The organism is Brevibacillus sp. NSP2.1 (assembly GCF_000470975.2).
Classification (GTDB): domain Bacteria; phylum Bacillota; class Bacilli; order Brevibacillales; family Brevibacillaceae; genus Brevibacillus; species Brevibacillus agri.
Genome location: NZ_CP048274.1, coordinates 2,783,971 through 2,802,755, shown reverse-complemented (window position 1 = coordinate 2,802,755; position 18,785 = coordinate 2,783,971). Strand labels below are relative to the sequence as shown.

The following is an 18,785-nucleotide window of genomic DNA, read 5'->3' as shown; positions in this document are numbered from 1 at the left end:
AGCGTTACTCTCCTAATTTTTTCAGGATGTCTTCCACCGACGCCTCTCCCTCGCTAAATTCGTCCAATAGCTGCAAAATGTCGCCGATTTCATTGTCGTTTGGCTGCCCTTCCGCTTTCGCGCCCGACCGTCCTTGGTTTGGCTGGCTTCTCTCGATATGCTGGGCCATGGCACTGATCGTTTTGCATTCGAACAAATCCATCACTTTGATTTTTTGCGGGTATTTCTCTTCGATTCGGGCTTGCATGCGGACGATCAGGTGCGAGTTTCCGCCGAGATCGAAAAAGTTTTGCCTCGTCCCGACCTGTTCCACACCGAGCAGCTCGCGCCACAACTGAACCAGGAACGTTTCCACATCGCTTCCGGGGGCTTGCAGCTCGCCTTGCTCTGTGGATTCAGCCGGGAGCGACATCGCTTGCAGCGCTTTGCGATCCAGTTTTTGGTTGGAGGTGACAGGCATCGCCTCCAGGCGCACAAACCGGGCCGGGATCATGTAAGCAGGCAACGCTTTGCGCAGCGATTCCTGCAATTCCGAAGCGGCAATGTCGCAGGTCGACGTATAGTAGCAGGTCAATTTGTTCGATTCGCCTTCCTTGACCGCGACGACGCCAACTGACGTGACGCCCGGGACGCTTGCGAGTTTGTGTTCGATTTCCCCTGTTTCGATCCGGTAGCCTCTGACTTTGACCATGCCGTCGTTGCGCGAAATATATTCAAGCTGTCCATCGGTCCCGTATTTGCCCAAGTCTCCGGTATGGTAGACGATCCGATCGGTAAACGGGTGCAGGCGATACACTTGCTCGGTCTTCGTTTTGTCACGGAAGTAGCCGGGGGTGACGCCAGGGCCGCTAATGCAAATTTCGCCGGGCACGCCGGGGCCGCACAAGTTTCCGTCTTTGTCCAAAATGTAGACCTGGTTATGTCCGAGCGGACGGCCGAGCGGAACGACCGCTTTGCCTGCAAGCTCCCTGTTCACTTCGCAACACGTAGCCCAGATCGTCGCTTCTGTCGGTCCGTACAAGTTGTACAGCTTGGCGGCAGGGAAATAGCAGGCAATCTCGCTGGCTAAGGCAGGGCCCCACGCTTCGCCGCCAACCAGGACGGTTTCGAACTGGCGCAAGCACGCCAACCGCTGTTCGTCCTGCTGAGCAAGGCCAAGGATGAATTGGCTTATTAAAGTCGGGACGGAATGCCACACGTCGACCGGATGTTCCTCCAGATAGGCAAACAGCAAAGCAGGGTCGCGCAGCCGCTCCGACGGCATGATATGCAAGGTAGCTCCACTCGTCAGGCAGCCAAAAATTTCAAACACAGAAATGTCAAAGCTGATCGAAGTGACCAGCATCATGTTGCGCCCAGGTCGCAGTTGAAATTGCTGCTGACTCCACAAAAGGTAGTGCAGCGCGTTTTGCTGGGTCACCATGACGCCTTTTGGCGTGCCAGTCGAGCCGGAAGTGTACATGATGTACATCAGCTCGGATGGCGGCGCTGTCACAGGTGCGACGGGCTGGTTGCGAATATGCGCGTCCCCGTAATAGCGAAGATGCCCTACCGCTTCTGCCAGGAGCACATCGCCTGATAAATCGACCACCGCTTCCAGATGAGTTCCAGCGATCGTTTCCAGCATCGGAATGACGCTTTGCTCCGACAAAACGGTTTTGATCCGGCTGTGCTGAATCATGTAGGCGATGCGCTCGCTCGGAAAATCGACGTCCAACGGCACATACGGCCGTCCAGCCTTGAGAATGCCCAAAAGCGCGACGATCATTTCGATACCGCGCGGCAAATAGACGCCGATCGGCTCCTGCGATTCCTCGGCGCTCGTTTTCAGCAGGAAGGCGGCCAACTTGTTGGAGCGCTCATCCAGTTGCTGGTAGGTCAAGCGCATTCCCTCGAAAACGACGGCGGTCTGCGCGGGCTGTTTCTTGGCTTGCGCTGCAAACAGGCGGTGTACCTCGTCGGGAGCGTCCAGCGCAACAGGCGTCGGATTTTGCCCGAGCACCTCTGCCTTTTGCTCGGCATCCAGCAGCTCATAGCGCCCAAGCATTTGCGCCGGATGGTCGATCACCTGGTCGAGCAAAAACGAAAAATAGTCGGCGTATTTCCGGATGGTCGCTTCGGCAAACAGCGTCGTTTTGTACTCCATTCGCACTTCCATTTGCTCCTGCTCCATTTTGCAAATGCAGCTCAGGTCGTAGAGACTGATCCGGTCGTTATCTTGCGGGACGTTGTCGTATAGCTGAAAAATCGTGGAGAAGATCGGCGTCCGGCTCTGATCCCTCTCCGGGTTCAGCTTTTCCACGAGCGTGTTGAACGGATAGCGCCCGTTGGCATAGGCTCGGACGCATTTTTGCTTGACCGCCTCCAACACTTCGTCAAAGCGGGAAAGTCCGCGAAAATCGAGGCGGATGCAAACCATGTTCATGAACAGGCCGATGACATTTTCCCACTCTTGCCGCTCCCTGCCGGACACCGGAAATCCGACGATGATGTCCTCCTCCTGGCTGATTTTGTGCAGGAAAAGAAAATAGACGGCCAAAACCGTCATGTAAAGAGTCGTGGAGCGATTTCTCGCCAGCAGGCGCAACTGTTCGGTTTTTTCTTTGGACACCGTGAATTTGATGTAGCTGCCGTCGTAGACGAGAGAGGGCGGCCGCTCAAAATCGGTCGGCAAATTCAGCACTGGCAGCGGTTTGATGAGCTCGCTTGTCCAGTACCGTTCCATGTGCCGGAACTCTTCCGACGCGAGCCACTTTTTCTCCTGCTCGACCCAATCGCTGTAGGGCAACGTCACGGCTGGCAACTGGACGGGCTGCTTCGAGCGGATGCGCCCATACAGCGCCATCAGCTCCCGGAAAAACAGCCCGACGCTCCAGCCGTCCGAAATGATGTGATGCATGTTGATGTAAAGGCGATGCTCATTAGCAGCCAGACGATGCAGCTCCATGCGGAACAGCGGCTGCGCAAAATCAAACGGAGTCGCATTTTGCTCCTCCAGTCGTCGGGCCGACATTTCTGCGCCGGACGGTTCATGGCTGTAGTCGCGAAACTGGATGACGTTTTGCCAATCCGGCAAAATGAACTGCTTCGGTACGCCAGCGACAGTTTGGACGACGGTGCGCAACGAGGCGTGGCGCCGGGTCAGCATGTCCAGGCTTTGCTGCAGCACGTCCAGATCAATGGCGAGCTGCAATTGCTTGACGACAGGCAAATGATAGGCTGTCGTCTGCGGATCGTAGTTTTGCAAAAACCAGATCCGGTATTGCGCCTTGGACAGATCGTGCCCGTCATGTGGCTCGGCTGTCGCTTCCTGCCTTGCGGGTTGCGCAGGCAGCACGTTTGCGTCCAAATAAGTCGCCAGCTCGGGGATGGTCGGAAATTCAAAGATTTCCGCAATCGTGATCGGCTTGTTCAAGTGCGTGTTCAGCACATTCGCCATTTGCGTCGCGATAATCGAGTCGCCGCCGACTTCGTAGAAGCTTTTTTGCAGGTCGATCTCGGAGAGGCCAAACGTTTTTGCCCACACCTGCGCCAGTTGTTTTTCGGTAGCGGTCAGCTCGTCGTGCGGTTTGCCGTCAATCGGCACGTCGAGAGGGAAAGCTTCACCAGGTGCGGCCGCTGCGGCTCGCTCCGCGACGTTTCCGCGCAGACCAGCGACTAGCTGCAACGGGAAGCGCTTGTCCGGCGAGGCGTGGAGCTGCTCGAAGCGTACATCTGCCACGACTACGCGCGGAACGTCTGGCAGACTGGCAAATGCCTGGACGGCCTGCGCCGTTTTCAGTGGCTTGAACAGAGCGTTGCCGTTTGTCACGCCATAGTCGGCCGCCATCCCGGTTTCTGCCCACGCGGTCCAGTTGATCGTCGTAGCGCGAATCCCTTGCTGACGCAAGTAAGAGGCAAAGCCGTCGAGGTAGCCGTTCGCCGCCACATAATCGCCCTGCCCCGGACTGCCCTCGACCGTTGCGATCGAGGAAAACAGCACGAAAAAGTCGGGGCGTTCTTCCAGCAAGCTGTACAGCAAGTAGCTGCCTTCGATTTTTGGTTTGGTCACCTGCGCGAACTCTGCCCATGTTTTGGTGAATAGGAATCCGCTGCCCGCCACGCCTGCCGCGTGAATGACCCCTTTGATCGGGCCGCACGCCTCGCGAAGCTGCTGCAACGTGGCCGCCAACTGCTGCTCGTCGGTGATATCGCACGCGCAGACGGTGACGCTGCTGCCCGACCGTTCGATTTCTTCCACACTGTCGATGATGCGGCGCGTTTTGCTGTCTGCTTCTGTTTCGCGCCGTTTGATTGCCGCCCAGTCTTCACGCGGCGGAAGGATGCTGCGGCTAAGCAAGCCAAGGCAAATTTTTTTGCGGGAGGCCAGGTGTTTGGCGATTTCCAGCCCGATTCCGCCCGTGCCTCCGGTAATGAGATACAGCCCGTCCTCTTGCAGCTCCAGCGGCTGTACAGACTCAGACGCTTCTACCGGGCAGCGGGCAAATTCCTGAACGTACCGCTCCTGACCGCGGTAGGCGACCTGATACGCGTCGGTTGCACCGTAGATTTCCGCGAAAAGGCTGCCGCCGTCCGTCGCTTCGTCGAGATCAATACTTCGGCATTTCAGATGGGGATACTCCGCGTTGATTCCTTTTCCTAACTGGAACAACGCCGTGTAGCACGGCTCCAGCTCTGGTTCGCTGCCTGTCACTTCCCAGCCATTTCTGCCCAGTATGACCAGCTCGATCTCCTGTCTGTACTTGGCTTGCACCAGCGATTTCACCAGCGAAAACAGGCTGCGGACGGTGCGGGCTTGCGTTGCTTGCAAGCGGCCGAGGCTGGGGGCGGCATGCTGTTCATCCAGCGCATACGCATGGACAATCCGGCTGATACCTCGCCCTTGCAGGTCGGCGAAAAGCTGTTCATAATCCGCTTCCGCGTGTCCGACTACGTACTTCGTTTCCCGCTCTTTTCGATAGCCGTCACCGTAAGCGACCTGAATCAGCTCGACGCCGCGCGCTTCCCATTGCTGAATCAGCTCCCGCACCGTTCCGCTTCCACTTCCGCTGTCGCTTCCGCCAAACAACAGCACACTGCCTGCGCCGACCTCTCCACGCTGTTCCAACGGAGCTTTTACCCAGCGAATCTGATAAAACAAATCGTGCGCGACCATCGCCAGAGAGACGCGCTTCAACATGTAGTTCTCGACTTCGGCAAACACGTTCCCTTGCTCGTCGATCAGGCTGATATCGTAGGAAACCGTCTCCCGGCTGTCGCCGCGCGCTTCCCTTTTCCGCACATAGCTGTAAAAGGATGCAGGCATGTCGTTGTACAGATGGAGCGTCTGGTAATAAAACGGGAAGTAATAAGCTTCATGCTGCTCTGCCGACTGTTTCAGCAAATGCCAGAAGCTCAATGCCGTATCGAGCGACGCCGGATGGAGCGAATACGTGCCCTGTTCCCGCTCATCGGCCAGTTGGATATGCAGCAGGGCAGCCCGGTCGTTTTCATAAAATCGGTTGATGCCTTTCCATCTCGGGCCGTATTCAATCAAGCCTGAGTAGAGCGGCGCAAACTTGCCCGCGTCCTGTTCCGCCATCTCGCGGATGAGCGGCGCTAGCGGCAGCGTCTTGCTTGTGCGCGGCGCTAGCGGGCGAACCTCCCCGTTTGCATGGGTGATCCAGCTTTCTTCCGAGTCGCTTTCGTTTCGGCTGGCAATCGTAAAGCGGACGTGTCCGCGTTCTTCCTGAACGATCGTATGGACGATTCTCGTTTCGTCCGGGGCACAAGACAGCATGTGGGACAACGTGACGTTTTGGATGACGACGCCTGTTTGCGCGAAAAAGGCTTCGCTCGCTGATCTGGCTATCTCCAAATAGGCGGCTCCCGGCAAGACACCGTTGCCGAAGATGCGGTGTTCTTGCAGCATCCACAGCTCGCGCACGGCTACCTTGGCTGCGTACACGCGCATGCCGGAAGTAGACAGGACGCACTCTCCCTGCAACTGCTGCCCGTTTGCCGCCTTGTCTGCTGTTCTTTCCTCCGTCGGCGTCGGCCAATGCCTCACTCTGCTGAACGGGTAGACGGGCAGCTCGACCGTTTGCACGGCCTGTCCTTCGTATAGCTTTTTCCATTGCAAACGCGCTCCCTGTACATACCATGTCGCCAATTCACGGAGAGAGTCGGCAGTGGCTACCGAACCTGTTTCGGCCCAGGCTAAAAGCAGTTGGTTGGCTTTTTCATGAAGCGCCCGATTGTCTTTGTCCGCTTGGTCTGGATGCAGCAGATGATTTTTCGCTTTCCAGCCGCTGGCAGACTGCCCGTAATAGCCAAGCGTCGCAGGCAACTGGTCCCAATCAAGCGGCAGAATCGCAGCGATTTTTTGCAACAGCTCACTCGTGCTCCGGGCGATAATCGCCAAGCGATGGGAAAAATGCCCCCGTCCAACTTGTGCCGTATAGACGAGATCGCGGAAGCTCGCCTGCTGATTCGCCTGCAAAAACTGGCAGTATCGCTGCAGCAAATCCGCCAAATTCGCGCGGCTTTTGGCAGATGCCGTAAACAGGTGCGGCGCCTCATGCTCGCTCTTCGCCGTCTCCTGCTCGCTCCATTCCTCGAGCAGCACATGGCAGTTCATGCCGCTAAAGCCAAACGAGCTGATGCCCGCCCGGCGCGGCCCGCCGCCTGTCTCCCAGGCCAATGGCCGATCGACCACGTAAAACGGCGAATCGGAAAAAGGAATGTACGGATTCGGCTCGGCAAAATTGATCGTGGGAACCAGTTGTTTATGCTTCAGCGACAAGACGACTTTCAGCAGCGATGCCATCCCCGAAGCTCCTACGAGATGGCCGATGTTCGATTTGACGGAGCCGATCCCGCAAAACTGTTTTTTGCGCGTGTAGGGCTGAAAAGCTTGCTTCATCGCCTTTACTTCGATGGGATCGCCAATGACGGTTCCGGTCCCGTGCGTTTCGATGTAGGAAATCGTTTCCGGGTGAATCCCTGCCTTTGTCCACACGTCTGTCAAAAGCTGCTCCTGGGCTTGCGGGTTGGGCGCGGTGATGTAGTTGGAAGCTCCGTCGCTGTTCACGCCACTCGCTTTGATGACGGCGTAAATCCGGTCTTTGTCCCGAAGCGCATCCTGCAACGGCTTCAGCAGCACGACCGACAGCCCTTCTCCCCAGGTCGTACCGTTGGCCTGGCTGTCGAACGGCCTGACGATGCCGTCGTTGTTTTCCACGATTTTGAACGACGAATTGGCCATCGGCAGCAGGTTCAGGCTGATGCCTCCGGCGATCGCCAAGCGGCATTCTCGTTTTCTGAGCGACTCGCATGCGTGATGCACCGCCACCAAGCCGGATGAGCACGCGGTGTCGATCACCATATTCGGCCCGGTCAGGTTAAAGAAAAAGGCAATTCGGCCCGAGAGGAAGCTGGGCAGATTGCCAGTCATGGCGAGTTCGTTGGAAGCGTCAATAAATTGCTGGTAAAGGCCGGAAGAATGGTGGTCTCTGCCGATGAAGACGCCTGTGTCGGTACCCTCGATTTTTTCGCCCATGTATCCCGCGTCTTCCATCGCTTCTGCCGTGACTTCCAGGAGCAAACGCTGGTGCGGGTCCATGAACGCGGCTTCCTTGGGCGAGATGCGGAAATAGTCGGCGTCGAAGCGGTCTACCTCGTCCAGATAGCTGCCTTTGGCATACTGCGGCTCTCCCCAAAGCTTTCGCAGCAATGGATCGGTATCCATGCGCCGCTTGAGCGGGAAGTCGGTGATGCCGTTTCTGCCGTTTTGCAAATTCGCCCAGTATTGCTCGAGATTGTCTGCAAAAGGAAGCCGGCAAGCCATCCCGATGATCGCGATATCCGCAACGGCGTTTTTTTCCGGCTTCGGCTCTGCTGCATTCACTTGATGCAGCAGCTTGCGGGCAAGCTCTTTGTCCAGGCGATTCTCTTTTACGCTTTCCAGGATGAGCGCATTGATTTGGTCGATGTTATTCATCTGTTCGATTCCTCCGCTGCGACAAAAGGTCCACCATCTCTTCTACCGACTGCTCCCCGGAAGAAAGGTTGTCCAAAATGGATTGTAGCTGTTGGTCAAACGAATCGAAGGAGTCCTGTTTTTCCGCTTCCTCTTGCCTTTTCGGCGCGCTGCTTCGGCCCTGCCTGATGTAGTCAGCCAGTTCCGCCACAGACGAATACGTAAACAGATCGGGCAAGTCGAGTGCGCCCGGAAACTCGCTTTCCAGCTTTTTCAGCAGTTGGGTCGCGATCAGCGAATCGCCTCCGAGAGCGAGAAAGCTGTCGTAGACGTTGACGGTCGACAAGTGCAGCGTATCCGCCCAGATGCGGGCAATCGTTTGCTCGATGTCGTCATACGTTTCTGCTTTCCGGCCCGTAAGCGCAAACGCACGCTGCGCACTGGCAGCAGCAGACGGGGCTTTCGAGTAGCTCTTGTTTTTGTCTGCCAGTCCGCTCTCTATCTTCATAAAAAGGTCTTCGCCTTTGCTTTGCAACCATTCTGTGTTGAGAGCAGCGATCACCACTTGCTTGCGATCCATCGCCAGCGCCTGCTCCAAGGCAGCGGTTGCTTCATTCGTTTTCAACGGCTTGAACAGAGCGTTGCTGGTTGTCACGCCGTAGTCGGCTGCCATCCCGGTTTCTTCCCAGGCAGCCCAGTTGATCGTCGTAGCGCGAATCCCTTGCTGACGCAAGTAAGAAGCAAAGCCGTCGAGGTAGCCGTTCGCCGCCACGTAATCGCCCTGCCCCGGACTGCCCTCGACCGTTGCCACCGAGGAAAACAGCACGAAAAAGTCGGGGCGTTCCTCCAGCAAGCTGTACAGCAAGTAGCTGCCTTCGATTTTTGGCTTGGTTACCTGCGCGAACTCTGCCCATGTTTTTGTGAATAAGAATCCGCTGCCCGCCACGCCTGCCGCGTGAATGACCCCTTTGATCGGGCCGCACGCCTGGCGAAGCTGCTGCAACGTAGCCGCCAACTGCTGCTCGTCGGTGATATCGCACGCGCAGACGGTGACGCTGCTGCCCGACCGTTCGATTTCTTCCACACTGTCGATGATGCGGCGCGTTTTGCTGTCTGCTTCTGTTTCGCGCCGTTTGATTGCCGCCCAGTCTTCACGCGGCGGAAGGATGCTGCGGCTAAGCAAGCCAAGGCAAATTTTTTTGCGGGAGGCCAGGTGTTTGGCGATTTCCAGCCCGATTCCGCCCGTGCCTCCGGTAATGAGATACAGCCCGTCCTCTTGCAGCTCCAGCGGCTGTACAGACTCAGACGCTTCTACCGGGCAGCGGGCAAATTCCTGAACGTACCGCTCCTGACCGCGGTAGGCGACCTGGTAGGCGGCGGTTGCACCGTAGATTTCCGCGAAAAGGCTGCCGCCGTCCGTCGCTTCGTCGAGATCAATACTTCGGCATTTCAGATGGGGATACTCTGCGTTGATTCCTTTTCCTAACTGGAACAACGCCGTGTAGCACGGCTCCAGCTCTGGTTCGCTGCCTGTCACTTCCCAGCCATTTCTGCCCAGTATGACCAGCTCGATCTCCTGTCTGTACTTGGCTTGCACCAGCGATTTCACCAGCGAAAACAGGCTGCGGACGGTGCGGGCTTGCGTTGCTTGCAAGCGGGAGGGGCTGGGAGCGGCACGCTGTTCATCCAGCGCATACGCATGGACAATCCGGCTGATGCCTCGCCCTTGCAAGTCGGCGAAAAGCTGTTCATAATCCGCTTCCGCGTGTCCTACCACGTACTTCGTTTCCCGTTCTTTGCGGTAGCCGTCACCGTAAGCGACCTGAATCAGCTCGACGTCGCGCGCTTCCCATTGTTGAATCAGCTCCCGCAGCGTTCCGCTTCCACTTCCGCTGTCGCTTCCGCCAAACAACAGCACACTGCCTGCGCCGACCTCTCCACGCTGTTCCAACGGAGCTTTTATCCAGCGAATCTGGTAAAACAAATCGTGCGCGACCATCGCCAGAGAGACGCGCTTCAACATGTAGTTCTCGACTTCGGCAAACACGTTCCCTTGCTCGTCGATCAGGCTGATATCGTAGGAAACCGTCTCCCGGCTGTCGCCTCGCGCTTCTCTTTGCTGCAAATAGCTGTAAAAAGAAGCAGGCATGTTGCTGTAAAAGCTCATCCGCTTGAAGGAAAAAGGCAGGTACAGGTCTGATAGAACAAACATCGTCACGGCATTCAACCCTGTGTCGAGCAAGGCCGGATGAAAGTCGTACCAGGCAAAATCATTCCGGTAGGCTTCTGGCAACTGCACGTGGACCAGCACGCGCTCTTCGCTTTTCGCCAAAGCCCGAATGTTGTGCCAGCGCGGACCGAATCTCGTCCGCCCGCGAATCGTGGCAAAATTCGCTTCCACCTGCTCCCAGCGACCGTCCGCTTTGATGCGCTGAATGTCCAGCCACGCCGCCTCAGCAGTCGCGACCGGAGCGATTTTTCCTTCGACATGCAGTTGCCACTCCTGCCCCTTGGCACCGTCGCGAGCCGGATTGCGGCTGGCAATGCGCAGTTGGAGTCGGTCCTCCTCGCTGTCCATGATCGTATGGACACTCCGCTCTTCCCCCTCGGGGACGGCCAGCGGACTGATAAAGCGAAAATCGCGCAAGGCAAATGCGGCGTTTCCATAGTGCTGGCTTCCGGCTTTTCGCGCCCATTCCATCAGCGCGGCGGCCGGGACGAGCGGAAACCCCATCATCAGATGCTCCTGCAACATCCACTGCCTCTCCACGCGCAAAGGAAGCTCATAGACGCTCTGCCGGTACGACTCAAACGCTTTTCGTCCCGGAATGACTTCCTGCTGCAACGCCGCCTGTCCGCCATCCCATTGCGGCCAAAACGAAGTCTTTTGAAACGGATAAACAGGCAACGGCAGACGACGGTATTCCCCTGTTCTGTACAAGTGCCGCCAGTCTACTTCGGCCCCCTGGACGTACAGCTTGCAAACCTCAGCGATTCCGTAATAATCGTCGACGGAGACGCGCTCGAGCAGTTCTTGCGCTTTTTCCAGCAAGTGCTGCAAGCCGGACTCGGTAATCTCCCCGGCCGCTTTATCCCGCTTGCTCTCGGGAACGACTTTGAAGGCGTGGCAAAACATTCCGTCCTGCTCCTGCCCGCATGGCAGCCCCTCCGCAATGACCCGGTTCAGCTTTTCTTTCAACTCGTGCATGCTGTGCACCACAAGGGCAAGACGGCACGAATAATGCCCGCGTCCCATCGTCGAAGTAAAGCAAAGCGCTTCCAGCGACACACGCTCCTGCTGGTTGACAAAATCGCGATAGCGCGCGACCAGTTCGCGCAGCGTCTCTTGATCTTTCGCCGAAGCTGTAAAAACATGGAAGGGATGCGCCATAACCGCCCCGGGCTGTTCCTCTGGCGCTTCCTCCAGGACGAGGTGGCAATTGGTGCCGCTAAAGCCAAAAGAACTGACGCCCGCCCGTCGCGGGGGCCCCTCCCGATCCCGCGGCCAATCCTGTACCCTGTCGACCATATAGAGCGGCGAACCCGCAAAGTCGATAAACGGATTCGGATCGTCAAAATGGAGCGTGCTGACGAGTTTTTTATGCTTGAGCGACAAAATGACCTTGAAGACAGAGGCGATTCCGGACGCGGCTGCGAGATGGCCGATATTGGATTTCACGGAGCCGATCCCGCAAAACTGTTTTCGTGACGTATATTTTTTAAAGGCATGACCAAGCGACTGGACTTCAATCGGGTCGCCCAAAACCGTTCCTGTCCCGTGCGCCTCAATGAAACCGATCGTCTCGGGTGCAATCTCGGCATTCATCCAGGCTTTGGTGAACACCTCTTCCTGGGCGATGGCGTTCGGCGCGGTGAGCCCGTTCGATTTCCCGTCGTTATTGGCCGCGCTTCCTTTGATAACGGCATGAATGTGATCGCGATCCTGAATCGCTTTCTCCAAAGGCTTCAGCAGCAACGCCCCGATCCCTTCGCCCCACAGCGTTCCATCCGCGTGCTTGTCAAAAGGCTTGACCAGGTGCAGCTTGGATTCCACCAGCCCAAAGGCAGGATTTTTCACCGGGAAAAAAATCAGGCACACCCCGCCGGCGATCGCCATGTCGCACTCGTTGTTGCGGATCGCCTGGCAAGCGTTGTGGATCGCGAGCAGCCCCGACGAGCAGGCAGAATCCACAACTACGCTCGGCCCTTTCAGATCGAGAAAATAGGAAACTCTGCTCGCCAAAATGCCTGTGTACGAGCCAGTCAGCGCCAGCTCGTCTGTTTGATCCAGCAGGTGCGTGTACATGTTCCCGACGGTGTGATCTCTGCCGATGAAAACGCCCGTTTTCGACGCGACGATCCGGTTGCCTCCGTATCCGGCATCTTCCACCGTTTCCATCACCGTAGTCAAAAGCAGGCGCTGCATCGGGTCCATCATGACGGCTTCCTTGTTGGAGATTTTGAAATACTCCGCGTCAAAATCGTCAATCCGCTCCAAATAGCCGCCTTTTTCATAGGCGACGTCCATCGGGGCTTCCTGCTGCAGCTTGTGGACAAACCCGGAGACGCCAGCATGCCTGCTCTCGGGAAACTCCGTGATGCAATCGACTTCGGCAAGCAAATTTTTCCAGTATTCATCGAGGTTGCCCGCGCCAGGAAAGCGGCCGGACATCCCGATAATCGCGATGTCCTTTTGCTTCTTCGCTCCTGCCTGCTTGATTTCTTTTAAAATGACCTTGGACTTCTCGATGCTTAACTGTCGATCTTTTATTTGCTGATAAATGTACGTTCTCGTTTCTTTCATTCTTCTTCTCCCAGCAATCGATCAATCTCTTCCACATCGAGCTCGCCATTGGCCAAGCGCTGCAAGATTTGATCGAGATTTTGCTCCTCATCCGCCTGCTTCACGCTGCCGGATGAAGTCGGCTGCTCTTTTTTCATCCGGGAATGCAAGTAGTCGGCCATCTTGTTAATCGTGGGATAAGCAAAAATATCCGAAATGCCAAGCTGATCGGGGAAGTACTTTTCCAATTCCTGGAGCAAATACACAGCAAAAATCGAATTACCGCCAAGCGACGTAAAATTGTCGTCCATCTGGATCGAATCGGATTCGAGCAGCGCGCTCCACAACTGGCGAAGCAACGCTTTGATGTCTGGCAAGGAAGCGTGCTGCGGATCGCCGTGCAGGACGCCCGAAGCTGTCTGCGCTGGCTGGCGTGCTCCAGATGCAGATGAAGATGCAGGTGCAGCCACCCCGTCCACGTAATCGATCAACAGCCTGTTTCCTTCGTAAAAAAAGTTGCTGCGGAATAGCTTTCTCGCAACTTCCTTGTCGATGTCGCCGATGACGAGCTGTTTTTCGCCCAGGGCAAGCGCGGCGTCAAAAGCAGCGACAGCGACCTGTGTCGGCAGCGGGCGGAAAATCAGCTCTTTCTGGAACGTGCCGTAATCGTAGGCCATGCCGATCTCTGCCCACGGCGCCCAGTTGAGCGTGATGCCGTTTTGCTGCGCGGGCAGGCTGTAGACAAAGCTGTCCAAAAAAGCGTTCGCCGCCACGTAGTCGCCTTGTCCCGGCGTCCCTTCCAATGTGGAGACCGATGAAAAGCAGACGAAAAATTCCAGCGGCTCGGCAATCAACTGCGCCAAATTTACGCTCCCCGCCGTCTTGGTTTGCACGACCTCGCGAAACCGTTCCAGCTCCCGGTTGAACAAAAATTGCTCTCCGGCGACTCCCGCCGCGTGAATCACGCCGTTGATGCTGCCGTGTGCTGCCCGCACTTCCTCCAGCACGGCCGCGAGCTGCTCCTTGCGCGCGACATCCGCTCTGTAGATGGTGTATGTACTGCCTGCTGCTGTGATCTGCTGCAGCATCCCGATCCTGCGTATGAGTTCGTGCTGCTCGCCTTTTTGCAAAATGGCTGACCATTCGCCCTCAGCCGGAAAGCCCGATCTGCTGATGAGCACCAGATGGATCGGCGCCGTTTCCGCCAGGTGTTTTGCCATCGTCAAGCCGAGGCCGCCTGTCCCGCCCGTAATGACATAACAACCCGATTCCGTCAAGCGGAGCGCTTGGCCGCTGGGCAGCGGGCGATCCAGCTCCACCAGTTTTTGCCCGTATCTGCGCCCGTTCCGGTAGGCGGCGATGTAGCCGTCTGGCTGATGTTCCAGTTCCCGCACAATGTCTGCGATCGCCGTATCGGCATCGAGATCGAGACAACGGCAGCGCAGATGGGACCATTCGCTGCTGACCACTTTGCCAAGGTGATAAAAAGCATTGTGCAGCGGATGAAGCGCAGGCTCCGCACGCGTGACCGGAAACGCCAGCTTGCCGAGCAGGACGAGTTCAACCGGGTGTCGGACGTTTTGCGCGACCAGGCTTTTTGCCAGATGGAAAAGACTGAACAAGCCTTCGTCCCCTGCCGTGTCTTTCGCGGTGTCGAACAAGGAAAACGCATGCAAAATGCGCTGGACGCCCCTGTTTTCGATGTCCTTCCATAGCGCGTCAAACGCTTGCGGATCGACCCCAAGCTCGTACTGGTCGCGAGCGAGCTTGGCAAACTGTTTGCCAGGCGTGGCGACAATCGTGGGCGTCCCGGTCTTTTTCAACTCCGCAATCAGTTGCTGCGAGACAGGCTCGTGTCCGCCCAAAACAAGCGTAAGCGGCGGCGTGTCCTGCTGCCTGTTTTCTGCGCGCAAAGGTCTGGCTTCCCAGACGATTCGGTGGAACAGCCCTTCAGGAGAAAAGGCGGCGGATGTCCCGGCCTCCAGCGGCACCCTTTTCAGCGTGTAATCTTGTATCTCGGCAAAGACGTCCCCGCTCTCGGTAACGAGCAAAATGTCAAAGGAGATCGCTTCCTGCCTGTCTGCCGTTCCGTTGTCTTTTTTGTGCAGCACGCTGTAAAATTTGCCAGGCATCGCCCCGGAAACAACGAGCTTTTTATAGGCAAAAGGCAAAAACAGCCCGTCGCGAATTTGGCTGATCGGAATATTGACGGCGCAATCCAATAGCGAAGGATGCAGCACATACGCGTGCAGCTCGGACGCGAAGGCGGCCGGCCATTCAAAAAAGGCGACGATTTTGTCCTGCTCCACGTAAATCTCCTGCATGCACTCCCAATGCGGGCCTGTTTGCACAGGGGCGTCGGCATTTGGCTTGTAGCCGCTGACCGAATGCCTGCTTGCTCCGGAAAGCAGTTGCGCAAGCGACAGTTGCTTTTGCTGCGGCTGGCCCGGCTGAAGCAGCACTTTGGCGCGGCAGTGGACGATCCAGTCGTCCGCATGTTCAGCTTGCGAAGTCACCATGACATCGAGCGACGACTTTTGTTTTTGCAGCACAATGTGGACGCTCTTCGGCTCTGCTTCCTTGACTTCAAGCGGCTGCAAAAACATGACGTTTTCCAGCACAAGCCCGTTCTCTTGAGGCGCGTTTTTGCGCACGATCTCGCTCATCATTTCCAGATAGGCGGTGCCAGGCAGCACAGAGCGCCCGGCGATTTTGTGCTCCGCCAGCAGCCAATGCGTCTCGACGGCAAATCTCGTCTCGTAAATGTCGATGCCGTTGCTGCCAACGAGGTGTTTGTCGACGAGCGGGGCGACTTTTTTCACCGCGTCTTTCGGCTCGATCCAGCAGCGAATGTCCTGGAAAGGATACGTTGGCAAGCTGACCAGAGAATGACGCTGATCGGCGTACAGTTCCCCCCAGGCAACTGCCTCGCCGTGCGCATACTGGCGGGCCAAACGAATCCGCTCCGCCAAGCGCGAGTCCCCCGCCTGATGGACATGGCTTGCCTCCTCGCCGGAAGCCCCTCCGTAAAACACCTGCTCCACAGCAAGCTTCTCGACTCCCGACTTGCGAACAGCGTAAAGCTTTGCCAGCAAATCGGCCCGGTCGGAAAACACGATGGCGAGCCGGTGGGCATAGTGATCCCGCCCGACATTCGCTGTGTAGCACAAGCTATTCAGATCGAGCTGTCCGGCCTCGTTGACGGCCTGATAGTACGCGCTGACCAACTGTTCGAGCACAGCGGGGGTTTTCGCTGACAGCGCAAGCAGGTGCCACTGTTCTTCGTCGCGTTTTTGGCCGGAAGTCTCCTGGGCCTGCTCGTATTGCTCCAGGATGAGGTGGCAGTTCGTGCCGCTCAGCCCGAAAGAGTTGATGCCGCATCGTCTGGGGTGCGCACCTGTCGCCCACGGGCGGGCCGCATCGTTCACATAGACAGGCGAGTCGACAAAGTCGATTTCCTTGTTCGGGCTATGGAAGTGCAGCGTTGGCGGCACGATCTCGTGCTGCAAGGCGAGTACGCATTTGAGCAGGCCGGATATTCCGGCAGCATGGTCGAGATGGCCGATGTTGGTTTTGACCGAGCCGATTGCGCAAAACTGCTTTTTGGTGGTGTAGCGGTCAAACGCCCTTCTAATTCCTTCGATCTCGACCGGATCGCCCAGGCGGGTTGCCGTGCCGTGGGCTTCGATCAGCGAGACGGTTTCCGGATGAATGCCGGCGTCCTGCCACGCCCGGACAATCAGTTCCTCCTGGGCTTTGGCGTTCGGCGCGGTGATGCCGATGGATTGCCCGTCCTGGTTGACGGCGCTGCCTTTGATTACGGCGTAAATGTGGTCGCCGTCGCGAATCGCCGCTGCCGCGTCTTTCAGCAGGACGACCCCGACACCTTCGCCCAGGCTCGTGCCGTCCGCCGCGCTGTCAAACGTCCGCGCCCGGAAGGTTGGCGACACGATGCCAATTCCGGTATGGGCCTTTTCAAACGGTTGAAACTGGATTTTTACCCCTCCGGCAAACGCCATCTCGCACTCTCCGCGGCGAATCGACTGGCACGCGAGATGCACGGCAACCAGCGAGGACGAGCAGGCAGTGTCGATCAGCATGCTCGGCCCGTGCAGATCGAGCAAATAGGCCAGTCTGGCTGCCATGATCGACTTGATGTTTCCCGTCATCGCCAAGTCTGCCAGCTCTGCGCTTTCTCCGGCGAGAAAATGCTTGTACTCCCCGCCGAAATCACTGCTGTATCCGAAAAAAACGCCAGTCTGGCTGCCGCGCAACCGCGCTTTTCCATACCCTGCGTCTTCCATCGCCTCCACACAGCTTTGCAGCACGAGCCGCTGATTCGGGTCCATCAGCTTGGCTTCCTTGCGCGAGAGGGAGAAGTATTCGCAATCGAAGCGATCAACCTGGTCCAAATAGCCGCTTTCCGCATAGTCGCGCTGCTCTTGGCGAACGTCTTTTTGCAAAAAGGCAGACAGCAGCGCTTCATAGTCTTGCTTGCGCGACAGCGGGATGCGCCGGATCGAGTCTTTGCCGAGCGCGAGATTGCGCCAAAACTCCCCGACATGGCGCGCATCCGCCAGCTTCCCCGCGATTCCGATGATCGCTACGTCTTTTTTCGGAGCTTGCGCCCGCCCCAAGTCCTGCCAGGTACCTGCGCTCGCTTCCTCCAGGTCGAGCTGGATATCCTCGAACAGCGGCTTACTTTTCATTGACAGCTTCCTTTTCGGCAAACATGACCGGGACGAACTCATCGAACAAATGGCGCTTCTTCGTCTCGTCGAAAATTTGCGTAAAACGCTCGCGCTGCTCTTCCAGCGGCACTTTTTTCGTCACAAACACGGAGCGGAGCATTTCGATCGCCTGCCTGATTTCCTCGATCGACTCTTCGCGGCCTTCTTCCTCCAGCTTGTTGCCCAACGCCTGGATTTTTCTGTACGGCTCAATGACGCCTTTTTGGTACTCCTCTTCATTCCAGTTCTGGTTTCGCGTGCATACGGCGATCGCCAGGGAACGGGAGATGACAGACGGACGCTTTTCCGCGATTTGCTCGTCGATTGCCGCCGTGATTTCCTGGTAGTTTTCTTCATACGAATAGGCGCGCACATGAGAAAAGTCGCGCTTGAGCAAATTGGTCAAGGCGGATTTCGGGCCAAGCTCGATGAAGGTGTTCACACCTTGGCGCAGCATGTACTCAATGGTTTCTTTCCATCTGACCGCGCTAATCATTTGTACACTCAGCCGCTCTTGAATTTCTGCCGGATGGTAGTACGGCTTTGCGTCTACGTTGGAGATGACCGGCCATTTGAGCGCGGACATCGGCGTCTGGGCGATGGCCCGCTGGAACATTTGATTGCTGAACTCCAGATACGGGGTGTGAAAAGGCGCCGAGACTTGCAGCGGAATCGTAATCGCTCCGATTTTCGCCAAATTTTCCATGGCGACTTTAATCAACGACTTGGCGCCGGAAATGACGACCTGATTGGATGAGTTGTAATTGGCCACGACAATTTGATCCTCGCCGTTCGAGACGCGCGCGCATTCTTCTTCGACCAAAAGCGGATGCAAGCCGTTGATGGCAGCCATCCCGCCAAAGCCGTCTGCGGTCGCTTGCTGCATGATCGTCGCCCTTTCCATGACCAGCCGCAGCGCGTCCTCATAGCGGAAAACGTCGGCGCATGTTAACGCCGTAAACTCGCCCAGGCTATGTCCGGCCATGAACGAAGGGAAAAATTTCTTTTCCTTCCAGATTGATTGGAAAATGGCATAGCTGTAGGCAAAAATCGCAGGCTGTGCGTGCTCTGTCCGCGTCAATTGCTCCAGGTTGCCCCCGTTGATGATCGCGAGCAAATCGTAGCCGAGAATTTCGTTCGTCCGCTGAAAAATGTCCCGGGCCTCGGGAGAGCTTTCCAGCAGCGCTTTCCCCATCAAATTGTACTGGCTTCCCTGACCTGGAAATAGCAAGGCGATTTTAATCATGACTGTATCCTCCCTTTATTGGTTAGCTTGGGACTGGACGCGCTTTTGTGTGAGCACGCCCAGTTT

The 18,785-nt window shown here is 56.9% G+C and carries 4 protein-coding genes; all 4 read right to left on the bottom strand.

The genetic code is table 11. The annotated features are described in order from the left end of the window. Window positions 1–4: 4 nt before the first annotated feature. The 4 genes from M655_RS13770 to fabD are packed head-to-tail and all read right to left on the bottom strand — an operon-like array spanning window position 5 to window position 18,719. A complete protein-coding gene (locus tag M655_RS13770) occupies window positions 5–7,981 on the bottom strand; it encodes a non-ribosomal peptide synthetase (protein WP_286086021.1) in 7,977 nt (2,658 codons plus the stop codon). After that, window positions 7,974–12,764: an SDR family NAD(P)-dependent oxidoreductase gene (locus M655_RS13765; protein WP_286086020.1), complete on the bottom strand. Its 4,791-nt coding sequence runs from the start codon at window positions 12,762–12,764 to the stop codon at window positions 7,974–7,976. The genes M655_RS13770 and M655_RS13765 overlap by 8 nt, the downstream gene beginning before the upstream one ends. Then, window positions 12,761–17,452, bottom strand: coding sequence for a type I polyketide synthase (locus tag M655_RS13760; RefSeq protein WP_051353879.1), 4,692 nt, complete (start codon window positions 17,450–17,452; stop codon window positions 12,761–12,763). Before M655_RS13760 ends, M655_RS13765 begins: the two co-directional genes overlap by 4 nt. Continuing rightward, window positions 17,442–18,719, bottom strand: a complete 1,278-nt coding sequence (gene fabD, locus M655_RS13755) for an ACP S-malonyltransferase (protein WP_026557203.1) — start codon at window positions 18,717–18,719, stop codon at window positions 17,442–17,444. The genes M655_RS13760 and fabD overlap by 11 nt, the downstream gene beginning before the upstream one ends. Window positions 18,720–18,785: the final 66 nt, after the last annotated feature.

Excerpts from the sequence above, each read along its gene's own strand:
- M655_RS13770 (WP_286086021.1), bottom strand. The coding sequence starts at position 7,981 with ATGAATAACATCGACCAAATCAATGCGCTCATCCTGGAAAGCGTAAAA.
- M655_RS13765 (WP_286086020.1), bottom strand. The coding sequence starts at position 12,764 with ATGAAAGAAACGAGAACGTACATTTATCAGCAAATAAAAGATCGACAG.
- M655_RS13760 (WP_051353879.1), bottom strand. The coding sequence starts at position 17,452 with ATGAAAAGTAAGCCGCTGTTCGAGGATATCCAGCTCGACCTGGAGGAA.
- fabD (WP_026557203.1), bottom strand. The coding sequence starts at position 18,719 with ATGATTAAAATCGCCTTGCTATTTCCAGGTCAGGGAAGCCAGTACAAT.